At 51.7% G+C, this 21,281-nt stretch carries 24 protein-coding genes and 1 pseudogene; 11 read left to right on the top strand and 14 right to left on the bottom strand.

All coding sequences use genetic code 11. The annotated features are described in order from the left end of the window. On the top strand, positions 1 to 635 hold a 635-nt coding region (locus HZU72_RS13135), incomplete at its 5' end, for a DUF808 family protein (RefSeq protein ID WP_180092771.1). 444 nt (positions 636 to 1,079) lie between these two features. On the opposite strand, the gene HZU72_RS13130 is transcribed toward HZU72_RS13135, so the two are convergent. The 3 genes from HZU72_RS13130 to HZU72_RS13120 are packed head-to-tail and all read right to left on the bottom strand — an operon-like array spanning position 1,080 to position 4,967. After that, positions 1,080 to 2,555: a BCCT family transporter gene (locus HZU72_RS13130; RefSeq protein WP_022519915.1), complete on the bottom strand. Its 1,476-nt coding sequence runs from the start codon at positions 2,553 to 2,555 to the stop codon at positions 1,080 to 1,082. 30 nt (positions 2,556 to 2,585) lie between these two features. Continuing rightward, on the bottom strand, positions 2,586 to 3,779 hold the full coding sequence (locus HZU72_RS13125; RefSeq protein ID WP_022519914.1) for a M24 family metallopeptidase: 1,194 nt from the start codon (positions 3,777 to 3,779) through the stop codon (positions 2,586 to 2,588). A 6-nt stretch (positions 3,780 to 3,785) separates the two neighbouring features. After that, positions 3,786 to 4,967, bottom strand: a complete 1,182-nt coding sequence (locus HZU72_RS13120) for a M20 metallopeptidase family protein (protein WP_022519913.1) — start codon at positions 4,965 to 4,967, stop codon at positions 3,786 to 3,788. A gap of 158 nt (positions 4,968 to 5,125) precedes the next feature. Between HZU72_RS13120 and HZU72_RS13115 the strand changes: the two genes are divergently transcribed. Then, entirely contained in the window at positions 5,126 to 6,028 is a 903-nt protein-coding gene (locus HZU72_RS13115; RefSeq protein ID WP_022519912.1) for a LysR family transcriptional regulator, read from the top strand. Between the two features lie 3 nt (positions 6,029 to 6,031). Here the strand turns inward: HZU72_RS13115 and HZU72_RS13110 are convergent, their stop codons facing one another. Beyond that, positions 6,032 to 6,283: a type II toxin-antitoxin system RelE/ParE family toxin gene (locus tag HZU72_RS13110; RefSeq protein WP_180092806.1), complete on the bottom strand. Its 252-nt coding sequence runs from the start codon at positions 6,281 to 6,283 to the stop codon at positions 6,032 to 6,034. 45 nt (positions 6,284 to 6,328) lie between these two features. Beyond that, positions 6,329 to 6,577 carry a type II toxin-antitoxin system ParD family antitoxin gene (locus tag HZU72_RS13105; RefSeq protein WP_180092768.1) on the bottom strand — a complete coding sequence of 83 codons (249 nt, stop codon included), beginning with the start codon at positions 6,575 to 6,577 and terminating at the stop codon, positions 6,329 to 6,331. Positions 6,578 to 6,849: 272 nt separating this feature from the next. Here HZU72_RS13105 and HZU72_RS13100 point away from each other — a divergent pair, with 272 nt between their 5' ends. Beyond that, positions 6,850 to 7,800: a DUF808 domain-containing protein gene (locus tag HZU72_RS13100; RefSeq protein WP_180092765.1), complete on the top strand. Its 951-nt coding sequence runs from the start codon at positions 6,850 to 6,852 to the stop codon at positions 7,798 to 7,800. A gap of 91 nt (positions 7,801 to 7,891) precedes the next feature. On the opposite strand, the gene HZU72_RS13095 is transcribed toward HZU72_RS13100, so the two are convergent. Then, positions 7,892 to 9,064, bottom strand: coding sequence for an MFS transporter (locus HZU72_RS13095; protein ID WP_180092762.1), 1,173 nt, complete (start codon positions 9,062 to 9,064; stop codon positions 7,892 to 7,894). Positions 9,065 to 9,152: 88 nt separating this feature from the next. On the opposite strand from HZU72_RS13095, the gene HZU72_RS13090 reads away from it, so the two are divergent. Continuing rightward, a complete protein-coding gene (locus HZU72_RS13090; protein ID WP_180092759.1) occupies positions 9,153 to 9,653 on the top strand; it encodes an Lrp/AsnC family transcriptional regulator in 501 nt (166 codons plus the stop codon). A gap of 147 nt (positions 9,654 to 9,800) precedes the next feature. Here the strand turns inward: HZU72_RS13090 and HZU72_RS13085 are convergent, their stop codons facing one another. The 4 genes from HZU72_RS13085 to HZU72_RS13070 all read right to left on the bottom strand — a co-directional run bounded on the left by HZU72_RS13085 (position 9,801) and on the right by HZU72_RS13070 (position 13,367). Next, the gene (locus tag HZU72_RS13085) at positions 9,801 to 10,295 is read right to left on the bottom strand and encodes a hypothetical protein (protein WP_180092756.1); all 495 of its coding nucleotides are present in this window, start codon (positions 10,293 to 10,295) and stop codon (positions 9,801 to 9,803) included. A 160-nt stretch (positions 10,296 to 10,455) separates the two neighbouring features. Beyond that, a complete protein-coding gene (locus HZU72_RS13080; protein WP_268896392.1) occupies positions 10,456 to 11,292 on the bottom strand; it encodes a flagellar hook capping FlgD N-terminal domain-containing protein in 837 nt (278 codons plus the stop codon). 522 nt (positions 11,293 to 11,814) lie between these two features. Continuing rightward, complete coding sequence (locus HZU72_RS13075) at positions 11,815 to 12,405, bottom strand: TetR/AcrR family transcriptional regulator (RefSeq protein WP_180092751.1); 591 nt, start codon at positions 12,403 to 12,405, stop codon at positions 11,815 to 11,817. A 74-nt stretch (positions 12,406 to 12,479) separates the two neighbouring features. After that, positions 12,480 to 13,367, bottom strand: coding sequence for an AraC family transcriptional regulator (locus tag HZU72_RS13070; protein WP_180092748.1), 888 nt, complete (start codon positions 13,365 to 13,367; stop codon positions 12,480 to 12,482). Positions 13,368 to 13,500: 133 nt separating this feature from the next. Between HZU72_RS13070 and HZU72_RS13065 the strand changes: the two genes are divergently transcribed. The 4 genes and pseudogenes from HZU72_RS13065 (at position 13,501) to HZU72_RS23835 (ending at position 15,678) form a co-directional block, all read left to right on the top strand. Next, positions 13,501 to 14,244 (top strand): SDR family NAD(P)-dependent oxidoreductase, encoded by a 744-nt coding sequence (locus tag HZU72_RS13065; protein WP_180092745.1) that lies wholly within the window; start codon positions 13,501 to 13,503, stop codon positions 14,242 to 14,244. A 25-nt stretch (positions 14,245 to 14,269) separates the two neighbouring features. Next, positions 14,270 to 14,665, top strand: coding sequence for a VOC family protein (locus HZU72_RS13060; protein ID WP_180092742.1), 396 nt, complete (start codon positions 14,270 to 14,272; stop codon positions 14,663 to 14,665). A 2-nt stretch (positions 14,666 to 14,667) separates the two neighbouring features. Further along, positions 14,668 to 14,979 (top strand): annotated as a pseudogene (locus tag HZU72_RS23840) (saccharopine dehydrogenase NADP-binding domain-containing protein); the annotation flags it as partial. Positions 14,980 to 15,150: 171 nt separating this feature from the next. Next, positions 15,151 to 15,678 (top strand): saccharopine dehydrogenase family protein, encoded by a 528-nt coding sequence (locus tag HZU72_RS23835; protein ID WP_235976112.1) that lies wholly within the window; start codon positions 15,151 to 15,153, stop codon positions 15,676 to 15,678. A gap of 2 nt (positions 15,679 to 15,680) precedes the next feature. Here the strand turns inward: HZU72_RS23835 and HZU72_RS13050 are convergent, their stop codons facing one another. Then, positions 15,681 to 16,286 (bottom strand): TetR/AcrR family transcriptional regulator, encoded by a 606-nt coding sequence (locus HZU72_RS13050; RefSeq protein ID WP_180092734.1) that lies wholly within the window; start codon positions 16,284 to 16,286, stop codon positions 15,681 to 15,683. 17 nt (positions 16,287 to 16,303) lie between these two features. Between HZU72_RS13050 and HZU72_RS13045 the strand changes: the two genes are divergently transcribed. Further along, positions 16,304 to 17,170: an SDR family NAD(P)-dependent oxidoreductase gene (locus HZU72_RS13045; protein ID WP_235976104.1), complete on the top strand. Its 867-nt coding sequence runs from the start codon at positions 16,304 to 16,306 to the stop codon at positions 17,168 to 17,170. Between the two features lie 140 nt (positions 17,171 to 17,310). Here HZU72_RS13045 and HZU72_RS13040 read toward each other — a convergent pair whose 3' ends face one another. From HZU72_RS13040 to HZU72_RS13030, 3 genes are all read right to left on the bottom strand, one after another. Further along, a complete protein-coding gene (locus HZU72_RS13040) occupies positions 17,311 to 17,793 on the bottom strand; it encodes a nuclear transport factor 2 family protein (protein ID WP_180092731.1) in 483 nt (160 codons plus the stop codon). A gap of 89 nt (positions 17,794 to 17,882) precedes the next feature. Further along, the gene (locus HZU72_RS13035; protein ID WP_180092728.1) at positions 17,883 to 18,284 is read right to left on the bottom strand and encodes a VOC family protein; all 402 of its coding nucleotides are present in this window, start codon (positions 18,282 to 18,284) and stop codon (positions 17,883 to 17,885) included. Further along, positions 18,281 to 18,916: a TetR/AcrR family transcriptional regulator gene (locus HZU72_RS13030; RefSeq protein ID WP_180092725.1), complete on the bottom strand. Its 636-nt coding sequence runs from the start codon at positions 18,914 to 18,916 to the stop codon at positions 18,281 to 18,283. Before HZU72_RS13030 ends, HZU72_RS13035 begins: the two co-directional genes overlap by 4 nt. A gap of 96 nt (positions 18,917 to 19,012) precedes the next feature. Between HZU72_RS13030 and HZU72_RS13025 the strand changes: the two genes are divergently transcribed. Further along, entirely contained in the window at positions 19,013 to 19,747 is a 735-nt protein-coding gene (locus HZU72_RS13025) for an SDR family NAD(P)-dependent oxidoreductase (RefSeq protein WP_208458077.1), read from the top strand. A 460-nt stretch (positions 19,748 to 20,207) separates the two neighbouring features. Next, positions 20,208 to 21,218, top strand: coding sequence for a TRAP transporter substrate-binding protein (locus HZU72_RS13020; RefSeq protein ID WP_180092721.1), 1,011 nt, complete (start codon positions 20,208 to 20,210; stop codon positions 21,216 to 21,218). Positions 21,219 to 21,281 lie beyond the last annotated feature (63 nt).

Raw genomic sequence — 21,281 nt, 5'->3', positions numbered from 1 at the left:
TAGCCTTTGAGGGCGCGGAGAAAGTCTGGCACAAGCTCTCCGGCAAGCATGAGGACGACAAGCCAGCGGTAGAGAAGGGGCCGGAGGCCGAGAAAAAGATCGTGAGTGGCGCCATTCGCACCGACCTGATTCTGTCTGCGGAAATCATGGTGATCGCGCTGGCCACTGTCTCCCATCAGGGATTCTGGTCACAGATGGCGAGCCTGGTGGTGGTCGCGTTTGTCATCACTATTCTGGTGTATGGCGTGGTGGCGCTTTTGGTCAAGATGGATGATATTGGCCTAAAGCTCGCTCAGCAGGATAATTCGGGAGTTCAGTCCCTGGGCCGTGGTCTGGTGACTGCCATGCCCAAGGTGCTAGCGACCATCTCAGTGGTGGGCACTATCGCCATGCTCTGGGTGGGTGGGCATATTTTGATGGCCAATCTGGGTGCTGATGGAACGGGGTGGTTCAACGCTCCCTATGAGTGGGTACACCATATCGAGCACGGCATTAGCGAGGCAACCGGTGCCTTGGGCGGCACGCTGGGCTGGAGCTTCAATACGCTGTGCTCAGCAGTGATTGGCTTTTTGGTGGGCTCGGTTGTGGTGGGTGTGCTGCACCTTATTCCCATCAAGAAAGCGCATGCTGAATAATTTTTAGCCGAGACGCTGGTGATTTTCCCACTGCTGAGCATTGGTGCATTTGTGTGCATTCAAGACACTACCGCACAAACAGCACCACCGTTCACGCTTTATCTAAATGAATGTGGAACTAGAGACGACGGCAGAGACATGGCCGAGGGCTTCGTAGTGTTTAAATGATCTCTCGCTTGCGCAGATGGAACGATATTTTCTCATGACTACATGCGCGAGCAGCGACTGCTTTTAAAAGAGACTGTGCTAGGTGTGTTGGAAGACAACAGCTCCAATGGTTAGTTCGATTGGAGCTGTTGCCAATGGAAGAACGTGATAATAAAATTATAAGTGCGTTTAGCAAAGTGTTGAAACAAGCCTTACGCACTCTATAAAAGCTGATTTTTAATAATTACAAGTGGTTAGGTGAAAGTTTGCTTATAGCCAGGGTTTTCGAATAGGTGGTTAATAGTCTTCTTTTAATTTTTTTATAAAGTTTCTAATCATTAATAGAATTATTAGTGTAAGTGGTAAGGCGGCAATAATAGATGCTGATTGTAAGCCGTGCAAGCCTCCAAAGGATAGTAATATCCAGCAAGTTATAGATATCAATATTCCCCAAGTGATTCGTTTATAAATAGCCGGAGATTGAGAACCATTGTCAGATATTTGTGAAACAACATAAGTGGCAGAGTCTACTGACGTGACCAGAAAGAAAAAGAGCAGTAGAAGTGTGGCTGTAGATAAAATAGCTGGATGTGGCATTGAATTGTACATTTCGAAAATAGTAGCAGAAGAATCGATAAGTACTAATTCAGAAAGGCCTGCTTCAGAGTAAAAGTCTAGGTGCAGAGCTGAACTACCCATCACGCCTATCCAAAGGCATGCGACTAATGAAGGAATAAATAAAACACCAAATACAAACTCCCTAATTGTCCTGCCCCTTGATATTCTGGCAATAAATGTGCCGACGAAAGGAGACCATGCGATAGTCCAGGCCCAGTAAAAAATTGTCCATGATCCTGCCCAACTGTTTTCTGTAAAAGGAGAGGTACGCAAACTCATTCCGATAAAATTTTGAAAATAGTCAGCTAACCCTAATAGAATAGTGTTAATAATGAAAAGTGTAGGGCCGGAAATTAAAATGTATATCATTAAAGTAATGCAAGAAAGCATGCATATAATAGATAGATACTTTATTCCTCTATCTATACCGGAGTATGTGGAAATCATATAAGAAAAAAATATTACCCCTAGAGTAACTATGCTCCACATATCCTTGTCAGCTAGTCCTGTTAGCTTTTGTGCTTCTCCACTTATTTGAATAACACCAAGACCTAATGATGTGGCGACACCAACAATGGTTACTAAGATGGCAATTATGTCCAAGAGGTATAAATGATTTGATTTAGAGTTTGATGTGGTTAGAGTTGATGAAATAAGACCCTTTTTTTCGTGATTGTACTGGAAATATGCGATGATTAATCCTACAACAGCGGATGCCGCCCATTGATGTATCCCCCAGTTAAAAAAGCTATATTGCATGGCGTGACGAGCTGCCTCAGTGGTTTTAGGAGACATATCGTCAAATGGTGGTTGTATATAATGAAATATTGGTTCGGCCACTCCATAAAAAACTAGCCCTACGCCAAAACCCGTAGCTAGGAGCATGCATAACCAAGTCAATATGTTATATTGTGCTACTGGCTCACGTCCTCCCAGTGTCATTTTGCCGTATTTTGAAATAGCGATTACGAATAAAAAGATACAAAAAATAAAAACAGACAATAGGTAAAGCCAGCCAAAGAGGTTGCTGACTATAAGTAGTATTTTACCACTTATTTCATTGATTTGGGTTGAGAAGATGGCGCCAGATAATGCTAAAATCAAAGCAATAACTAATGAAGGTATATATACCTTGTTGGTTTTTTGTTTGTTCATTTTGCATCCCATTTGGTAAATTTTTAAGATTTATTTTATGTGATGAATTTCCTGACTAAGATTGCATAAAAGGCTAGCACCTAGATTTGTTACTTGGAATGTTTCACTGACTTCAGCTCCCCACTTGTTTTTCCAAATTCCAGCAATGAGATGAAATGTCATATTTGGTTCTAGATTTGTTTTATCTTCAGCACGAATTGAAGCTGTCCGCTCTAACCAAGATGGTGGAAATGAGCAACCAACAGAATATCCAAGCCGTGATGTTTTTCCTAAATTTCGCTTTTTATTTACTTTATCCCATGCCATATGGACTTCAGATAAAGACATCCCAGGTGCAATAGCTTCTAATGTTTCGTGAATACCTTCGATCGCATATTTAGTGGCATCAACCAAATCTTTTGGTGGAGTCTTTCCAATATATACTGTACGTGCAAGCGGGCAATGGTAACGGTGTCTAGCTCCTGAAAGTTCAAGAGTTAAGTTCTGATCCTTAATTAATGCTTCATCACTCCAAGTCAAATGTGGAGTAGCGCTTCTATTGCCGGTTGGCATAACTGGTGGGTTTGATGGGTAGTCACCACCATACTCTTCTGTTCCAGCAATAAAAGCATGGTATATTTTTGCAATTACGTCGCTTTCTCTTACCCCCTCTGACATTGCACTAAATCCAGCCTGCATGGCATGTTCTGTAATCTTACCCGCTTGACGCATATATTTAATTTCATTGTCTGACTTCACTATGCGCACAAAATTTATTAATCTACGGCATTCAGTGATTTTGTTTTTTAGGTGTTTTTTTAGAAAATTAATATCATCAAAGGTTGTCATTCCAGCATCAATTTCAATGCCTATTTGGCATTCTTTTAGTTCTAGCTCTATAATTAATTCAACTGCTTTCTCGAAAGGGTGGCTAGTTTCATTGTCAACAAAGCTGTCATTCCAACCATGTATGCTATCACTGTTTAGCTCAGTTCTTATTTTAACAGCGAGAACATCTATATCTCTGACCAGGAGGATTGGTTCAGAATGATAAATGGATATAATCATTATCTGTGGAGTGTAATAAGATACAGCGTCGTAGCCCGTAGTGTAGTAAATGTTAGCAGGGTCTGAGTCAAGTAAAACCTCGATATTCTTTAGGGTCATTTCTTTTTTTATTTTATTTAACCTATTGTCATACTCGCTCTTGCTAAAGGGTGAGTTGTTACTTTTATCGCTAATCATCGTCTTTTATCCTTTTTTCTGAGAGTTTAAGAATTCTGCAGCAGCTGAAATGACAAGCTTTAGGCCTAAGATCATGTCTTGATCCGCCACACCAAATTTTGAGGTGTGTAACGGATGAGTATGTCCGTATTGAATATTGTGAGTGCCATAAAAAAAGTAGAGACTTTTAGTTTTTTGTGAATAAAATCCAAAGTCATCGCTTCCCATGAGGGGAGGTAATTGCTTAACGTTATTTTTTCCAATAATTTTCTCTGTACTTTTTTTGAAACTCTCTAACAATTTTGGATCATTAAAAACCGCAGGTTCACCCTCGAGTAATGTAAATGTTGACTTAGCACCGTGTGATTTTGCTAAATCGTTAGCTAAGTTTTTAATTTTATTTTGTAATCTATACCTTCCTTGAGTTGAGTGGGTACGTATAGTTCCTTTGATTTCTGTACGATCACATACAATATTCTCAGCTGTACCTCCTGAAATTACTCCGATACTAACAATTGAGTTTTCATTAGCATCAGTTTGCCTAGTCACTAACCCTTGAAGGAGTTGGATAAAGGCTGAGGCTATAAAAATGGTGTCGGTTCCTTCATGAGGGAATGCACCATGAGCGCTTTGTCCTGAAAATATAATGCTGAAGGTATCGGCTGAAGCAGTTACGTGGTTGTTAATTATACCTACCGTTCCCGATGGCAAAGATGGGTAGGCATGAATGCCAAGCATTATATCTACATTGTCAATCCAACCTTCTTTAACAACTTCTCGACCTCCAAGTGGCTCACACTCCTCTGAAGGCTGAAAGATTATACGGATAGCACCATTTAAATCCTTTTTATTATTAAAATATGCAGCTACACCAGCAGCAATTGCTGTATGCGTATCATGCCCACAAGCATGCATAACCCCTTTTTTTTGTGACTGGTATGAAAGGTCATCCCGTTCTTCGTTAATAGGTAATGCGTCCATATCCCCCCGAATGCCGATGACGAGGTCAGATGAGTCATTGTGCGAGGAAGTTATATCAACTATTAAAGATCCTGCATGGCCTTTTTTTATTTCATGTATTTCAAAAGTGTCAAGGAAGCGAATTATTTTTTTTCTCGTTTCATTCTCTTGTCCTGATAATTCAGGTTCTTTATGGATTGAATGACGTAATTCTATAACCTCGCGCTCTATTTTTTTTAATATTTCCATGCTTATTCTTAACCTTCAATGTTTGATATGTAGGGATTTGATTGTTTTCCTGCTAACTTTGATCGTTTTTTTTTAATGATAGAAGCTTTTTTTTAGAGTATTTTTAAATAGCATCGACGTAAAATCTATCTGACTCATATGGTTCATGAGGTAATTTGATGATCAAAGGTTCGGATATCTCTATTGCCCAACTGCGTGTGCTGCTTGCGGTAGCTGAAGAGCAATCCTATACCCGTGCGGCGGCGCGACTTGGTGTTAGCCAGTCGGGCGTGAGCCATTCCATGCAGGCACTTGAGAAACTGGTGGGTGGTTCGCTGATCATAAAAAGCCCAGAAGGGCTAGTACCTACCGCACTCGGCGAGTTAGTGCTTACTAGCGCCAAGAAGGTTGTGGGAGAGCTTCAGATATTGAGCCAGCAAGTGGCCCAGTTCCATAATGAAGTAGATGAAACGTTGAAAATAGGCGTTATTCCTAGCGCATTATCTGGTTGGTTGTCGCCCCTGCTTGCGAGCTTTACGAGCCGCTACCCAGAAGCCATTAGCCTTGTACTGGAAGGCATGGAAGAAGAGATAAAGGAGTGGGTGGAAAGCGGTGTGATCAACATGGGTGTCACAACAGATGTCACGCAGCTTAATCTCACCTACTGGCGTGAGCACTTCGATTGGCAGCTATTAAAAAAGGATGAGATTGTGGCCGTGCTGCCCGTAAACCACCAGCTCAGCAAACAAGACAATATGACGGTGGCGGAACTAGCGGAGCATCCCCTTATAATGTCATCAGGCGGTTGTGAAGCACTTATACAGCAGATATTTGCCCACTCGTTGGAGGAGGTTGATACCTTCCAGGTGGATTTGTGGGTACGCGATACGCAAACGTTATTACAGATGGTCGCTGGAGATGTCGGTGTAAGCTTGGTTCCTACCTTGGCGTTAAGCAATAAGCCAACGGCTAACGTAGTGACGCGGCCGCTATCACCAAGGCGCGATCGGAACCTGATTGCCTTTTGGCCTAAACGACAGCCGCTTAATCCCGTGGGTAAGCAGTTCTTGAGGGAGTGTTGATGATCAATCAGGCAAAAAATAAGAGACGATATCCATCTCTTTATGAGGAATGCCGATTATCTCAATGCACCCTTGGCCAATCAGGTAAAAGATAACGTGCTGGCCCTGGGGGTAGCTGTAATAACCCTTGCTGATATCCGAGCGATGTTTTCCTAGCAGAGGATTTTCTGCGAGCCAGTGAAATCGTTTTTCAAAATCCCTTAGGTAGGTATTCCGTTGGTTCTTGCCCCACTGCCATTCCGTATAGCGACCGATATCCTTTAAATCGTCTCTCTCTCGGTGTGATACGGAACCTGGGCATTACGTTTCACTATCCAAATCGTTGATTAATGCATCCATCGAGAAATCGTCCACGAATTCACCGGCGCTAGCTTGCTCGGCGCCTTGTGCTAGATGCGTACGTAGCGCCTCAAGTTTACTTTTGCGTTCCTCCATGGAGCGTAGCGCATCACACACAACCTCACTTGCGGAGCCGTAGCGGCCGCTGGCGACTTCGTTTCTGATAAAGACTTCCCAGTGCTCCCCTAGGCTAAGACTGGTCGTTGCCATGATGTGCTTCCTATATTCAAAAGTAACAAATATGAATATAGGTATGGCTGGCAAGAATGACAAGAGGGCAGCCCAAGTGACTGTCCTTTCTGTGTAGTCACAATTCTCTATCCGATTAAGGCGTCCATCGAAAAATCGTCCACGAAATCCCAGGTTCTCACTTGTTCAGCCCCTTGAGCGAGGTGTTTAAGCAGTGTCTAAAATCCATTTGCAGGTAACTCAGCCGCTATGTGCGTTACTATCTGCAACTGTTATTCACGGAGGAAGCATCCATGGCCATAGGCGGCTTGATAGGATTACTGGACGACATTGCTGCATTGGCGAAGTTGACCGCAGCCTCACTGGACGATGTGAGTGCCGCCGCTGGTCGTGCGACGGCGAAGGCGGCCGGGGTGGTGGTGGATGATACGGCGGTGACGCCGCAATATTTGCAGGGAGTGGCAGCGGAGCGTGAACTGTCGCTTGTGAAGAAGATCGCGCTGGGGTCGATTCGCAACAAGCTGATGTTTATCCTGCCGGTGGCGCTGCTGCTGAATCACTTTTTGCCCGCTCTGTTGCCGATCATCCTGATGGTGGGCGGCACCTACTTGGCCTTTGAAGGTGCGGAGAAGGTCTGGCACAAGCTTTCTGGCAAGCATGACGACGACAAGCCAGCGGTAGAGAAGGGGCCGGAGGCCGAGAAAAAGATCGTGAGTGGTGCCATTCGAACCGACCTCATTCTGTCCGCTGAAATCATGGTGATCGCGCTTTCAACCGTTTCCCATCAAGGGTTCTGGTCGCAGATGATGAGCCTGGTGGTGGTCGCGTTTTTCATCACACTTCTGGTGTATGGGGTAGTGGCGCTGTTGATCAGGATGGATGATATCGGCCTGAAGCTTGCCCAGCGGGATAGTTCGGGAGTGCAGACCCTGGGCCGTGGTTTGGTGACTGCTATGCCCAAGGTGCTAGCGACCATCTCGGTCGTGGGAACCGTCGCCATGCTCTGGGTGGGTGGGCATATCCTGATGGCCAATCTGGGTGCCGACGGTACGGGTTGGTTCAACGCGCCCTATGAGTGGGTACACCATATTGAGCTAGGCATTAGCGAGGCAACCGGTGCCTTGGGCGGCACGCTGGGCTGGAGCTTTAATACGATGTGCTCAGCGGTGATTGGTTTTTTGGTGGGCTCAGTGGTGGTGGGTGTGATGCACCTACTTCCCGGTAAGAAGGCGCATGCCGAGTAGGTGCGCGCCGCGAAGTAAGTATCAGGCATCTAAATGCCCGCCATAAAGGCGGGCATTTTTGTGAGATAGGGTGACGGTATTTCCCGTGACCTTACTTTGCCAGCGCCGCTGAATATTGCTGACCGGCGCTCGCCCAGGCAATGACGGCCAAGCCTAAAGCGATCAGCGAAAGGATGGCGCCCGCCCAGTTTGGAGAGGCCAAACCGAACCCGGCGGCAATCGTCGCGCCACCCACCCATGCGCCGATAGCATTACCCAGGTTGAACATACCGATGTTCACCGACGCTGCCATGGTGGGCGCTCCTGCTTGGCTGGCACGGTCCATCACCAGTTTCTGGATCGGGGAGACGGTGGCGAAGCCAAAGGCGGCCATAAGGAAGACCGAGGCCGAAGCCACAACGCTGTTCCCAACGCCGAGCCAGAAGACGAAAAGTACCGCAGCCTGCGCGGCAAGGGTCACAAACAGCGTTCCGAAAAGTGAACGGTCAGCAAAGCGACCACCTATCCAGTTGCCAACCGCCAGACCCAGCCCGAACAGAACCATCAGTTTTGCCACACCGGTGTCGGAAAACCCTGCCTCTTCGACCATCATCGGGGCGATATAGGTAATAGAGGTAAAGAAGGCGGCAGGGCCGAAGACAGTGATGCCCATGGCGAGCAGAACCTGTGGGTCTACGAAGGCACGTAGTTCACTCTTCAAGGCGATGGCCTTGCCCGCTTTGATTGAGGGTACTAGCAGCGCGACGCTGATGACGGTGATAAGACCGATCCCGGCGATCAACCAGAACACTAGCCGCCAGCTGTAGACTTGCGCGAGCCAGGTGCCAGCAGGTACACCAAACAGGTTTGCCATCGTTAGCCCGGAGAACATGAAGGCGATGGCACTTGCTTGACGGTCTTTCGCTACCAGAGAGGCGGCGATGATGGAGCCAATACCGAAGAAAGTACCGTGGTTGAATGCCGTTAAAATACGGCCCGCCAGCGCGATAGGGAGCGTCGGCGCCACTGCCGTGATCACGTTGCCTAGCGTGAAGATGAGGGCGAGGCTGATTAGCATCGTTTTACGTGGCACCTTGGCGCCTAGAATCGTCAGGATGGGCGCGCCCACGAACACGCCTAACGCGTAGGTGGTGGCCATTAAACCTGACGTGGGTATATCGACGCCGAAATCCCTGGCGATTTGGGGAAGGATGCCAGCGACAACGAATTCAGTCAGTCCGATACCGAATGCGCCAATCGCCAACGCGAAAAGTGCTAATGGCATAATAGTGTCTCCGTATATGATATTTTCAATCGAATGTGGTTCGGTTATATTTATTTTATTGAAAATAATATTCGGAGGTAAAACGATAATGGTGCCGTCAGATAAAGAAACAGATGCTATTCGGCAGATAAAGCATCATCCGGCTGAACTTGATTCAATTGACCGAAAAATATTAGGCGCTCTCGCCGAAGATGCGTCGCGTAGCTACGCTGAACTCAGCAAGATTGTGCATCTATCCGCCCCCGCTGTGCATGACCGCGTAAAAAGGCTAAAGCGCGATGGGGTCATCAAGGGCACCGTCGCCATACTTGACGGCTGCAAGCTTGGTCGGACGCTGCTGACCTTCCTGCTGATTGATACCAGTAGCTACAGCGCCACGCGCAAACTACTGGCTTTTGCTGGCAGGCCCGAAGTAGAAGAGCTGCACACCGTGGCAGGAGATGGCTGTGTGCTCATTAAAGTACGCGCGGCTAACACCGAATCTCTCGAAGACTTCCTGATGGAGATTCAGAGCCTTGAAGGCGTCAGGTCTGTCCGCAGCTACATTGCGCTTTCAACCTTCCTGGAAAGAGGCCCATCGCCAGATTAGGTAACCCTCTCCAAAGCAGGGTGGAAAGGGGCGACGGGCCTAAAGAGTATCTTTGAGGTGGGGCCCTTGGCAGGACACTTATCGAGACCTCGCCTTGAGCGATACAGGCGAGGGGTCGGTAACCACGAAACTTAGAACTTATTTACCTCAGTTGTTCAGCCTATTTTGAAGCGCTCGTTGCTTGTAGAGCGCCCGTAGCTGCAACGGAATACCAAGAATTAGGGCAATCAACAGTACACTTTGTACGCCGAGCAATAACGGGTCATCCAGATTAGTCACCAGTGGATCTCCGACAGGTAGCCGCCTCAAACTTTCACTGACGGTGGGAACCATTAACATGAAGATGCTGATGCTCAGTAAAACAGTTTCGACATATTTGCCGAATCGCTTCGTTATGGGCCACTTGGCGATACCATATCCCAACAAAACCACTCCGAGCGTGATGGTGGCAACGATTGAGCTTATGGACTGATGCGCAATTGGATAGACCGTGAGCGCGCCTAGCAACATGAACCAGAAATAAGCGCGACCTGCCATGGTGTTGGGGGCAACTCGACCATGTTTAACAAGCATATAGATAGCAAGAGGAATGGCCGGAAGGCTTCCCACAGTGTGTAACCAACCAAGAGGTGAAATGTCCATATAGGGTTCCTTATGATAATTTGAAAAACTCTGTACCTATCTTCTAGTAGGTAGCGTGTAGTGGATAGTGTGTAGCAGGTAGTTAGTAAGGCGCAGCTTTGCTGCAAGGTAGTGCGTGTTTCTGTTTTAGGAGAAGGTGCTGTTAGCCATCTTATTTATTTCATTGAGCAGCAAGCCCAGCAGGCAGCACGTCTTGCTCCAGGCTGTTGTGTCTACTTGATATCCAATGCTCAGTTAGGCGGGAAGCCGATGACCGGCGTCTCGATTTGGCGCCTGTTCGTTTGGGTAGGGCAGGGTTGTAGAACGGAACCCACACGCCAAGGGCCCAGGCGTGGCTCAAATTTATAGAGATACTCACCGGGTCAGGATAATAAACGTCATCCATGAAGGCTTCCCAAGCGAGTGCTTGATCGAGTGCTGCAGGTGCCCGAAGAGGGGGCGTATGTAGGTCGGTTTTTTCAGCCGCTAGGAAAACAACGTCAGCATCCCATTTGCCGCCCTTCAGAAACTGCTCAGCATATCTTTCCTCTAGAGGTGGTGTGGTGGCCTGAAGCGCAATAGTGTCGCAATTGAGCCAACTGGCATCAAAGATGCCGCTGCCTGGATGGGAATGGCACTGTCTCGGCGCTCTGCCCGTATCGTGATATATAGACAACCTCGAGAGGGTGACCAGTTGCGACACTGAGTCGAAGGTTCCTTTTGATTCAAGAAGCTGCTGGTGTTTTATCTGCTCGTTCAGGAAGGCGAGAAACTGTCCACTTTCCGCTGAGGGGGGGATTTTGTCGATGCGTTCCTGTGTGCTATCAGTCTCTTGAAACGCAGCCAACTCCGATAGTGCGGCGGGCTGCGACACGGAGTCGGAGGAATCCACGGACTTAAGAGCATCTTGGTGTTTTATCTGCGCAGTCAGCAGGGGGAAGAACGGCTCCTCTGATATTTTAACCCCTCTTTGCCCATGGGCGCTGGTTCTTGTTGTCCCCGTGTGGGAAGTTCTCATTGTAGCTGCGGGTGAGCTGCTAATTGGGTACATCATGCGATCCACCTCCTGGCACTGATGAGACATGCTGCTAGCAAAACGGAAAGCAGCAAGGTAGCTACCGCGAGGGGCAGGCTTAAGCCGCTGCCGTACGGCATTTCCTTTGCTGGCAAGAGGAAAGTCGTATCGTTATATCCAGTCATAATCGTCATCTCGCTCCTATTGCTAAATTAATGGCTCGTTCGTGGTGTACCCATAGCCTCAACGAAGCGAAGTGCCATACCATCTAGTCCACGCTGTTCATTTCGTCATAGCGGCCGCTTCCGTCGATCCTCCTCTCTAGCGCATCCCCAAAGTGGCGCCGAGAATGATTCGGATAGAATTCTTCGCATATTTTTCTCATTAGCTTCCTACTAGAAGGTAGGGTTAAGGGACGAATTGAAGGTTCCCTGGATGCGATATATTGGGAGAACCCATCGGAGTGTGGTTAGTGATATTTACCTACTAGAAGGTAGGCTGTGTCGATAAATGAAAACTGCCTTTTTACTTACCCTGATCATTGATAAGTCGTTCGATTAAGGGTTCGGTAACAACGCTAAATACTTTTTCGTCGCCGTAGACTCTTGCCGACAGCATGGCGCCATGCACGGCCGCCATGAAGCTTTCCGCTTCAGATTGCGCGGTCCCGGTAAGTGAAAAGGCATTTTGCGTCGCCCCTTCCTCTATTACAGAGGCCAGCCACGTCGATAGCGTTCGGAAATGAGCCCTCACCTCAACCACAATCTCTGGAGGTAACACCGGGATTTGGCTCGCGAGTAATGCGCACACACAAAAGCTGCTCGTGGGATCGCCAATACACGCCGTCCAGTAGTTGATATAGGCGCGCAGTTGGTCTGCTGGGTCGGTATTATAGCTTTTTACTGTAGCCAATCCCGCTTTCGCCTCTTCACGATAAAGCTGCAATAGCGTTCGGACTAAATCGACTTTGCTGGGAAAGTGATGGTGAATGCTTGCCTTTCGAATACCGACAACGTCGGCAATATCAGCATAACTGAAACCGTTATATCCGCCCGCAATGATCAAGGTGCGCGCGCAGCGGATGATTTCGTCAGAAGTGTTAGTCAGTTTAGTCATGCACTAAACCTACCTTCTAGTAGGTTTGCTGTCAAGAAGCCCGACGTAAAATTTAGAGGATGTGGCGCGGTAAGTTACCTCGACTTCATCTGCTCAACAATCCGTGCAGCATCTTTCGCCGGAGGCCGGCCGAAAGTGCGGGCATATTCCCGGCCAAACTGCGTGGAGCTTTCGTATCCCACTTCGTGAGCTGCCTCCGTGACACTGTAACCAGTGGAAATCAGTAGTGTCCGAGCCTTAAGCAGCCGCACCTGCTTCTGATACTGCAAGGGGCTGAGCGCCGTTACGGCTTTGAAATGGCGGTGGAACGCCGAGACGCTCATGGCTGCTTCCTTGGCCAGTGCCTCCATCCGTAAGGGCCGTGCATAGTCGTTACGAAGTCGCTGAATGACCTGGTGCACCCGTGCCAGGGCGGAGTCTGGTGTGGCGATGTCGCGCAGCATCCAGCCCATTGGCCCCTGAAGCACCCGGTAAAGAATCTCCCGCTCGTAGGCGGGTGCAAGCGCCGCAATGTCGGCTGGATGCTCTATCAGGCGCAACATGCGCACCCAGGCATCGAGCAGTTCCGGCGTCACGGCTGCTACGGAAAACCCCGTGGCATGCCCGGCGCTGCTGCCAGCATTAGGCAGTTCCGAGAGCAGGCCTGCCAATAGGGTGGCGTCCAGCGTCAGGCTTACCGCAAGGTAGGGATCTCCCGAGTCGCTACTGCGTACAACCCCCGCTGCAGGCAGATCAACCGACATCACAAAATAGGTCGCGGGGTCGTAGTGCAGGGTGCGCCCGCCCACGGTCATGGATTTGCTGCCCTGCAGGATCAGGTTGACCATGGGGTCGTACACGGCGGCAAGCTCGTGTTCTGGAATGGCGCCTTGCACCATCGCCACCCGGGGAATACCGGTCTCGGTGCGGCGGTTTTGTGCATGGGCAGCCAGACGGCGGAGTTCGTTGAGTTGTTCTTCCATGGCGCTATTGAATGCCAGACCAGGGGCAGAGGCAAGCGAAAAGCAGAAATAGGCAGGATTGCGGTAGGAACAGGCGGGGCGTTAGGTGAGCAGGTGCCTATGATGGGGAGACTAAATCTCACTGGAGCGACACATGAATACTATCGTCATTACCGGAGGTAGCCGGGGTATCGGCGCAAGCACGGCACTGGAGTGTGCACGCCGTGGGCTGGGCGTCATCCTCACTTACAAGAGCAATGCCGAGGCCGCGAGCGAGGTCGTGCGGCGAATAGAGGCGGCGGGAGGCCAGGCGCAGGCGCTTGAACTGGATGTTGGCGACATTGGCTCCCTGGCAAGTTTCCGGCAAGCGGTGGAACAAACGCTACGTACCAAGTGGAACACCCAGTGGCTGGGCGGGCTGGTCAACAACGCCGGATACGGGCTCTTTAACCCCATTGAGACCGTCACCGAGGCGCAGTTCGATGGCCTGATGAACGTGCATCTAAAAGGGCCGTTCTTTCTGACGCAGACGCTGCTGCCGCTGCTGGAAGAGGGCGCGAGCATCGTCAATCTGACCAGTGCCACGACTCGCGTGGCCACGGCGGGCGTTGCCCCCTACGCGACATTCAAGGGTGGGCTGGAAGTGCTGACGCGCTACATGGCGAAGGAGTTTGGTGAGCGCCGAATTCGCGTTAACGCTGTCTCGCCTGGGCCCATTCGCACTGAACTCGGCGGCGGTTTGAATGCAGAGTTCGAGGCGCTGCTGGCCTCGCAGACGGCCCTAGGCCGGGTCGGTGAGCCGGAGGAGGTCGCTCGTGTGATCGCTTCGCTACTGACCGAGGATGGCGGTTGGATCAACGGCCAAAACATTGAAGTTGCTGGTGGCTACGCCATCTAAAGTAGGTCATCTAAAGGAGTGTCCCATGCTTGATCATATTTTCCTCACGGTGAGCGATACCGAGCGTTCCATTGCTTTTTACGAGCGAGTGCTACCCCTTTTGGGAATTACTAACCGCCACGATTTTGACGGCCATGATGGCCCGCCTGGCCACCCTGATCTGAAGGGGTTCGGCGCCAAGGGGCGTGTGTTTTTCTGGCTAAGGCAGGGAGAGGCGGTGCCCGGTGCGGTGCATGTGGGCTTCGTGGCAGCGTCCGAAGAGGAGGTCAATGCCGCCTATGCCGAAGCCATGGCGGCGGGCGCCACCGAGATCCATCCGCCTGGGCCTCAGCTCCACTATGACCCCCGCTATTACGCCGCACAGGTCAGGGATCTTGACGGCTACACCCTTGAGTTTGTCTACAAAAGCTGGCAGCACTGACCATGAAAACATTGATGATCTATGGCGCCGCCGGTTACACCGGTGGCATGGCGGCAGAGCACGCTGCATCCGCGGGTATTCACCTGGTTGTCGCAGGGCGTGTGAAGGATCGTGAGTCGCTGGACATATTGGCAGGGCGTTTAGGCGCTGATATTCGGCTCTTTTCGCTCGATGACCCAGAGGCAATCGCAAGGAGCCTTGAAGGCATCTCTGTTCTGCTCAACGCCGCCGGGCCTTTTATGAACACGGCCAAGCCGCTGATGTCGGCCGCCATTCGTGCTGGCGTGCACTACCTCGATTTCTCGGCTGAACTCGACACTTACCGGCAAGCGTTGGCGCTCGACGGGCAGGCGCGTGCTGCGGGTGTCATGCTGCTGCCGGGAAGCGGTGGCAGCGTCGCGATGCTGGGAAGCCTGGCGGGGCATGCCGTGGCGCGAGTCAGCAACCCGCGCAAGATCAGTATCGCTTTGAAGGTGGCGGGGGGAATGTCGAGAGGGTCGGTGACCAGCGCGAGCCAGAACATCACGACGGAGACGCTTCATCTGGTCGGCGGCGAACTCGTTGCACGCAGCCCAGAGGAGGTGCGCGATTTCGATTTTGGCGAGGGCCCGCTATCGTCGTTCCCTGTCACGCTGCCCGACCTCGTGACCCTCCACCAGGCGACAGGCGTGCGTGATATCGAAACCTTCGTGCATGTGGCGGCGGGTGCGTTCCCCGATGGAGACGTCAACGAACTCCCAGCGGGGCCAAGTTCCGATGAGCGGGCGGCGAACCGCTACCATGCGGTTGCCGAAGTGACCGATATGGACGGTTCGGTGGCGCGCTCGGTGCTGGATACGGTGAACGGTTACACCTTCACGGCCATGGCGGCGGCAGAGGCAGCCCGGCGAGTACTTGCCGGTGAGGTGCAGCCTGGCTTCCAAACCCCTGCGGGCCTGTTCGGCCACGGCTTTGCCGAGAGCATCGCCGACACACGGATTATCGATGTTACGCCCAGCGAGGAGGGGGATTGACGTTAGCTGGAAGCGAACTCCACGTCCAAAGCGCGCCCGGCGACCTCGGCGCACCCAACGAGCTTTTGCTGAGGCAGCCCAAGACAGGCATAGGAAGAGAGGCCGCGCAGCGTGAGTAGGACATAGTCGGTGATTTGGTCGACATCCCCCGAGGGGCAGAAGTTGGCGACGTAGTCATGGATGGCATCGCTAATGGGTTTGGCCAGCGTGGCAGCCAACGCCGCTGCTTGCTGGTCGTCCGCCCGCATTGCCTCTGTCACCATGCACCCGCGCAATACCGGATCGTGCGTGTAATGTTTGGCTGCGGCAATGAACAGGCCGGTGAGCACCTCGGCGGGAGAATCATCCGAGGAAAGGATCTTGTCCAGCGGCAGTATCTGCTTCGCCATATAACTCTGCAAAGTACGCTCGAATAGCGCCAACTTGCTTCCGTAGGCGGCATACAGACTTGGCGGTACGATATCCAGTGCCTGGGTAAGCTCTGCGATCCCGACCGCGTCATATCCTCGTGCATGAAAGAGCGCCCGCGCGGTCTCGATACCTTGTTCACGGTCGAACGCAGGTCTGCGCGTGCGGGCGGTCTTGATTTTTATGGACTGATTGGCCATGGCAACGGCTACCTAAAATGAAGCTCAACGCAAGTGTTCTGCTATCGATCACTACTTCTGCTATCGATCGCTACATAATACTTGCGCGAAGATTTAATGCCAAATATAGTGATCGCTATATTCAGTCAGAGGCAACATCCATGCAATTCGAAAGCAAAGTAGCTTTGGTGACAGGCGGTTCTTCAGGTATCGGCCTTGGCATCGCCACGCATCTCGCCCAGTTGGGTGCCCACGTCATCATCACCGGTCGCGACCCTGCTAAGCTGGCGCAAGCAGCTCAAAGCATTGGACCAAACGTTTCTTCAGCCGCTCTGGACGTCACGAAAGTCGCGGAAATCGACGCGCTTTACGAAACCGTGCGGCGTGACCATGGTCGCCTCGATATTCTCGTGGCCAATGCAGGTGGCGGGCAGATCATCCCTCTCGGGTCGCTTACCGAAGAGCATGTCGACAGGACATTCGATACCAACGTCAAGGGGGTCATTTTTACAGTGCAGTCGGCACTCTCGCTCATGGCTCCCGGCAGTTCGATCGTCATCGTGGGTTCCACCTCGTCGATCAATCCCTCACCTGGTCTGAGCGTCTACGGTGCATCGAAAGCAGCAGTGCGCACCCTTGTTCGAGCCTGGATCCAAGATATCAAAGGCACCGGCATTCGTATCAACTTGGTCAGCCCTGGCCCGGTTCACACGGAAAGCCTTGAGAGCTTCTTCCCGCCAGACCAGGCTGAAGCGGCTTTCGAATATCTGAAGGGGCAGAGCATGGTCGGCCGGATCGGCACGCCGAAAGACATTGCGCACGCAGTTGCCTATCTCGCAAGCGACGATGCGGCCTACACCAACGGCATAGAGTTGTTCGTAGACGGCGGCGCCTCTCAAGTATGACCGCACGGTCAAGCCTTTAGCTATAGCCACCGATCTGCTGATGGATCAGCAGATCGGTGGCCCGCTCCTGAATCTGCGCGAGCCCCCTGGTGATAGCTAAGCCGATGCCTTTGTTGGCGCCGCTTGCCGCTTGCCAGGCATCACTTGGCCTCCTGTTCGTCCGGGACGGCGACGTGGTGGCTGATGTCACCGAACAGACGCGGGTCGACTGCGCGCGACGCGAAACGCCATGCGCCGTCGTGAAGCTCGAACGTGTCAACATACCGGCCAGTCACGATCGGCTGCAGCGGAAAGCCGGGAAGTTCCTGATGAACGGTGAAATAGCTGACCGCGCTGGCGCTGGTGGCGCTCTTGATATCGATAAGAACGTTCGAGACGGAGTGCCAGGTCCGCGGGGTTTCGTCCACATGATACTGGAGGTTCGTGCGGAGAAAATTCGCGATGTCGTCACGACCGGTGACATAGGTGTCGATGACCTTGAACTGGGCATGGGCGAGAAGCTCGGCGTTCGCGTCGACCTTCCCGAAATCCAGGTTGTGGACATAGGCGGCGAGCAGGCGGCGAATCTCGCTCTCTATCACGAGGCGGTCGAGAGCAGTAAGCGTGGTTTCGGGAGTGGGCATAGTCTTCCTTCACAGAGTTAAAGAGAGAGTTAAAGAGAGAGTTAAAGAGATTACGTCTATAGCGTGCTCGGCCTTGAGAGACTGGAGAGTCAACGCTCGGATGGCTGCTGACAGACGACCTCAACATTGACGCCATCGGGATCCAGGACATAGGTGGCGTAGTAGTTGTCGTGATAGTGGGTGCGAATGCCTGGTGCGCCGTTATCCTCCCCACCCGCTGCCAGCGCGGCGCGATAAAACTCATCGACAATGGCTCGTTTTGCTGCGGCGAAGGCGATATGAACGCCTTCGCCCGGCTGCTCGTTGTCGTGTATCCATAGCCGTGGGTAGCCCTCCATCCCAAAGCCATGCCGTGTGCCGCCGCTGCGCGTGCGGTCTGGCCCTACGGTGATAATTCGGCTGAAGCCCAGCGGGGCTAGCGCCTGTTCGTAGAAGCATCGCGATATTTCCGCATCGCGTACGGCGAATTCGACATGGTCAAGAATGCTCATGCGTTTTTGCTCTCATCAGATGTGTGAAGAAAGGTTTCGAAGGCTTGGCCAGCCAGTTCGGCTACGGCAAGCAGGCGAGCCCTAGAGCGGCCAGCGCGCGCGCCCGCTGAAAGGCCTTGCAGTGTCGTCACGACGTAATCGGCAAGTTTTCGTGCCTGGTGCGGCTGACTTCTCTTGATGTAGCCCTCGATAAAGTCCGCCGCTGCGTCGCCATAGGCGTTGGCCAGTTGCCGGGCTTGAGGATCATCGGCGCGCATGCCTTCAGCCACCATGCAGCCACGCTTGGCTTTTGACTTGGTGTAGAGGCGTACAGCTTGCCGCAGTAAATCATTGATCGCTTCCGACAAAGGCCGGTCGGGCGTCAGGATCTTATCGGCCGGCAGGTTGGCTTCTGCCACGTAGATTTCTAGGCAGCGTTCGTAGAGCCCCGCCTTGTTGCCATAGGCGGCGTAGAGGCTAGGCGGGTTGATGCCCAGTGCCCGGGTGAGCTCGGCAACCCCTACCGCGTCGTAGCCGCGTTCGTGAAATAGATCCTTGGCAACGGCGACGCCCGCCTCTCTGTCGAAGGGGCGCCGAGGTGAGCGTTCTGCAACGCGTTCGTCAGCGCCTGATTTGGATGGTTTGCTTTTCATGTTGACGATACCGATTGACTCTTTGATTTGTAGTGATCACTATAGCATTGCTTTAGTGACTACTACAAACTGAAAGGTGATACTGTGAAACAAGACATGAAACGTAAAGTTGCTGTCGTGACCGGCGGTAGCAGTGGCATCGGGTTTGCCATCGCCAAGCGCTTGATCGATGACGGAGCCGATGTGGTGATAACGGGGAGGCGGCAGACGGTATTGGATGAAGCTGTGCAACGGTTGGGTAGCAGCGCTACAGGGATAGTGGCTGATGTCGCCAGTGCTAAGAGCTTGGCGACGCTGTATGAGTCCGTGACAAACCGCTTCGGCCGTATCGATATCCTGGTGGCCAATGCCGGTGGCGGCAGCCACGCACCGCTTGGGCAGATCACCGAGGAACAGATCGACCAGCAGCTCTCGACCAACGTTAAAGGTGTGGTGCTGACCGTTCAGGGGGCGCTGGGCTTGATGGGCTCTGGTGCTAGCATTGTGATCGTTGGTTCCTCGTCTTCAATAGACCCAGGGCCGACCATGAGCATCTACGGTGGCACCAAGGCGGCGGTGCGCAATATGGTGCGCAGTTGGGTGGCGGAACTGAAGGGAACGGGTATTCGCATCAATATCCTGAGCCCTGGGCCCACCAACACGGCTTCATTGCGCGAGGCATTCGGCGAGCACGCCGAGGAAGGCATGGCGTTTCTGACAGCCAAAAGCCCGCTGGGGCGCATCGGTGAACCTGAGGAGATTGCCTCGGTCGCGGCGTTCCTGGCCAGCGATGCCGCCAGCTATGTCAACGGGGTGGAGTTATTTGCTGATGGTGGTGCTTCACAGACATAGGGGGCGGGCACCGTCGATAGAGCCGTACAACTCCTTGCTATCCTTATCTGTCATTGGCTGATCCATGAGCCGAATATAAACCATAATCGGCTCATAATATGATCCGAATAGATGGGGCAATCGGCTCATGTATATTAGGGAACAGCGCTACTCAGGCTGGGCGCTCACAACGGTGTCTTTGCCATGCCACCACCGTGCTGAACGAACGGTAAATCAAAGTCACTTAGGTGCACGACGCTGGCTTGATGGGTGGCATCAGGCCCCGAATAAATTCGCACCATATTGACCCCTTTAGCACAAAGTTGGTGCGAATTTATGCATAGATACGTTCAACAACCCGCAGAATCTCTCATGTTTCAAGGTGGCACGATAATTGCTTTATATTTAAGTAAGTAAACAGTTACTTAACTCGCTCCATGAAGAGTGTTGTCTGAATGGGCGCAATGGCAAGGATCACACCATGAAAAAGCAATTTAAGAACATGAAGCTGAAGGCTCTCGCTTGTAGTTTCGCGTTGGGCACCTTGGTACACACCGGCATGGCGAGTGCCGATATCCATATCAAGTTCCATCATGATTTGCCTGAAGATAGTGCACAGCACCTAGCAGCTGAGCGCTTCAGGGACATGGTGGCTGAGCGTAGTGGCGGTGAGATTTCAGTAGAAATTTTCCCCAACAACACACTCGGTGATGATGTCGAAGTCACCCAACAGTTGCAGATGGGAGCTGTGGAAGCAGCGATTATTCCGACCGCCAAGCTATCGGGCTTCGTTCCCGCCATGCAGATCGTCGATCTGCCTTTCTTGTTCCCTTCTCCCGATATCGCCCACACCGTTCTTGATGGGCAGGCCGGTGATGATCTATTGGCGACTGTGGAACAGGTGGGGCTGAAGGGGGTTACTTTTTGGGAAAGTGGTTTCAAGCAATTTACCTGTGACCAACCCGTTAATGGCCCGGAAGACTTCGCAGGCCAAAAGGTACGCGTGATGCAAAGCCCTATCATCATGGAACAGTTTAAAGCGATGGGCGCTAACCCGGTACCGATTGCCTTCGGCGAAACTTACAACGCGCTGCAACAACGAATTGTCGACTGTCAGGAAAATCCGCTGGTATCGATTACACAAATGAAATTTTATGAAGTGCAGTCGGATGTGGTTATCAGCAACCACGCTTATCTAGCCTATGCATTTCTGTTTAGCCAGCGTTGGTTCGATAGCTTAAGCCCTGAGAATCAGGCGCTATTGACGGACGCTGCACGTGAAACTACCGCATTCCAGCGTGAAGAAACCGCCCGCCGCGAAACGGGTTACATTGCCACTATCGAAGCCAGTGGCACTAACGTGAGCACACTGGATGATGCACAACTGACGGCTTTCAGAGAGTCGACAGCGTCGGTGCACGATGAGTTTGCCAATGAAATTGGCGCAGATCTAATGGCGGAATTCCAGCAAGCCATTGCGGATACCGAATAGTAGCGCGTCACCCATTAAAGGGCTGATCGGTGATCCCGATAGCCCTTTCCTTCCCCCCATTGT

Origin of the sequence: Vreelandella sedimenti (assembly GCF_013416325.1) — a bacterium.
In the GTDB taxonomy this organism is placed as follows: Bacteria; Pseudomonadota; Gammaproteobacteria; order Pseudomonadales; family Halomonadaceae; genus Vreelandella; species Vreelandella sedimenti.
The sequence above is the reverse complement of the archived record's forward strand: the minus strand, read 5'-3'. Positions and strand labels throughout refer to the sequence as shown.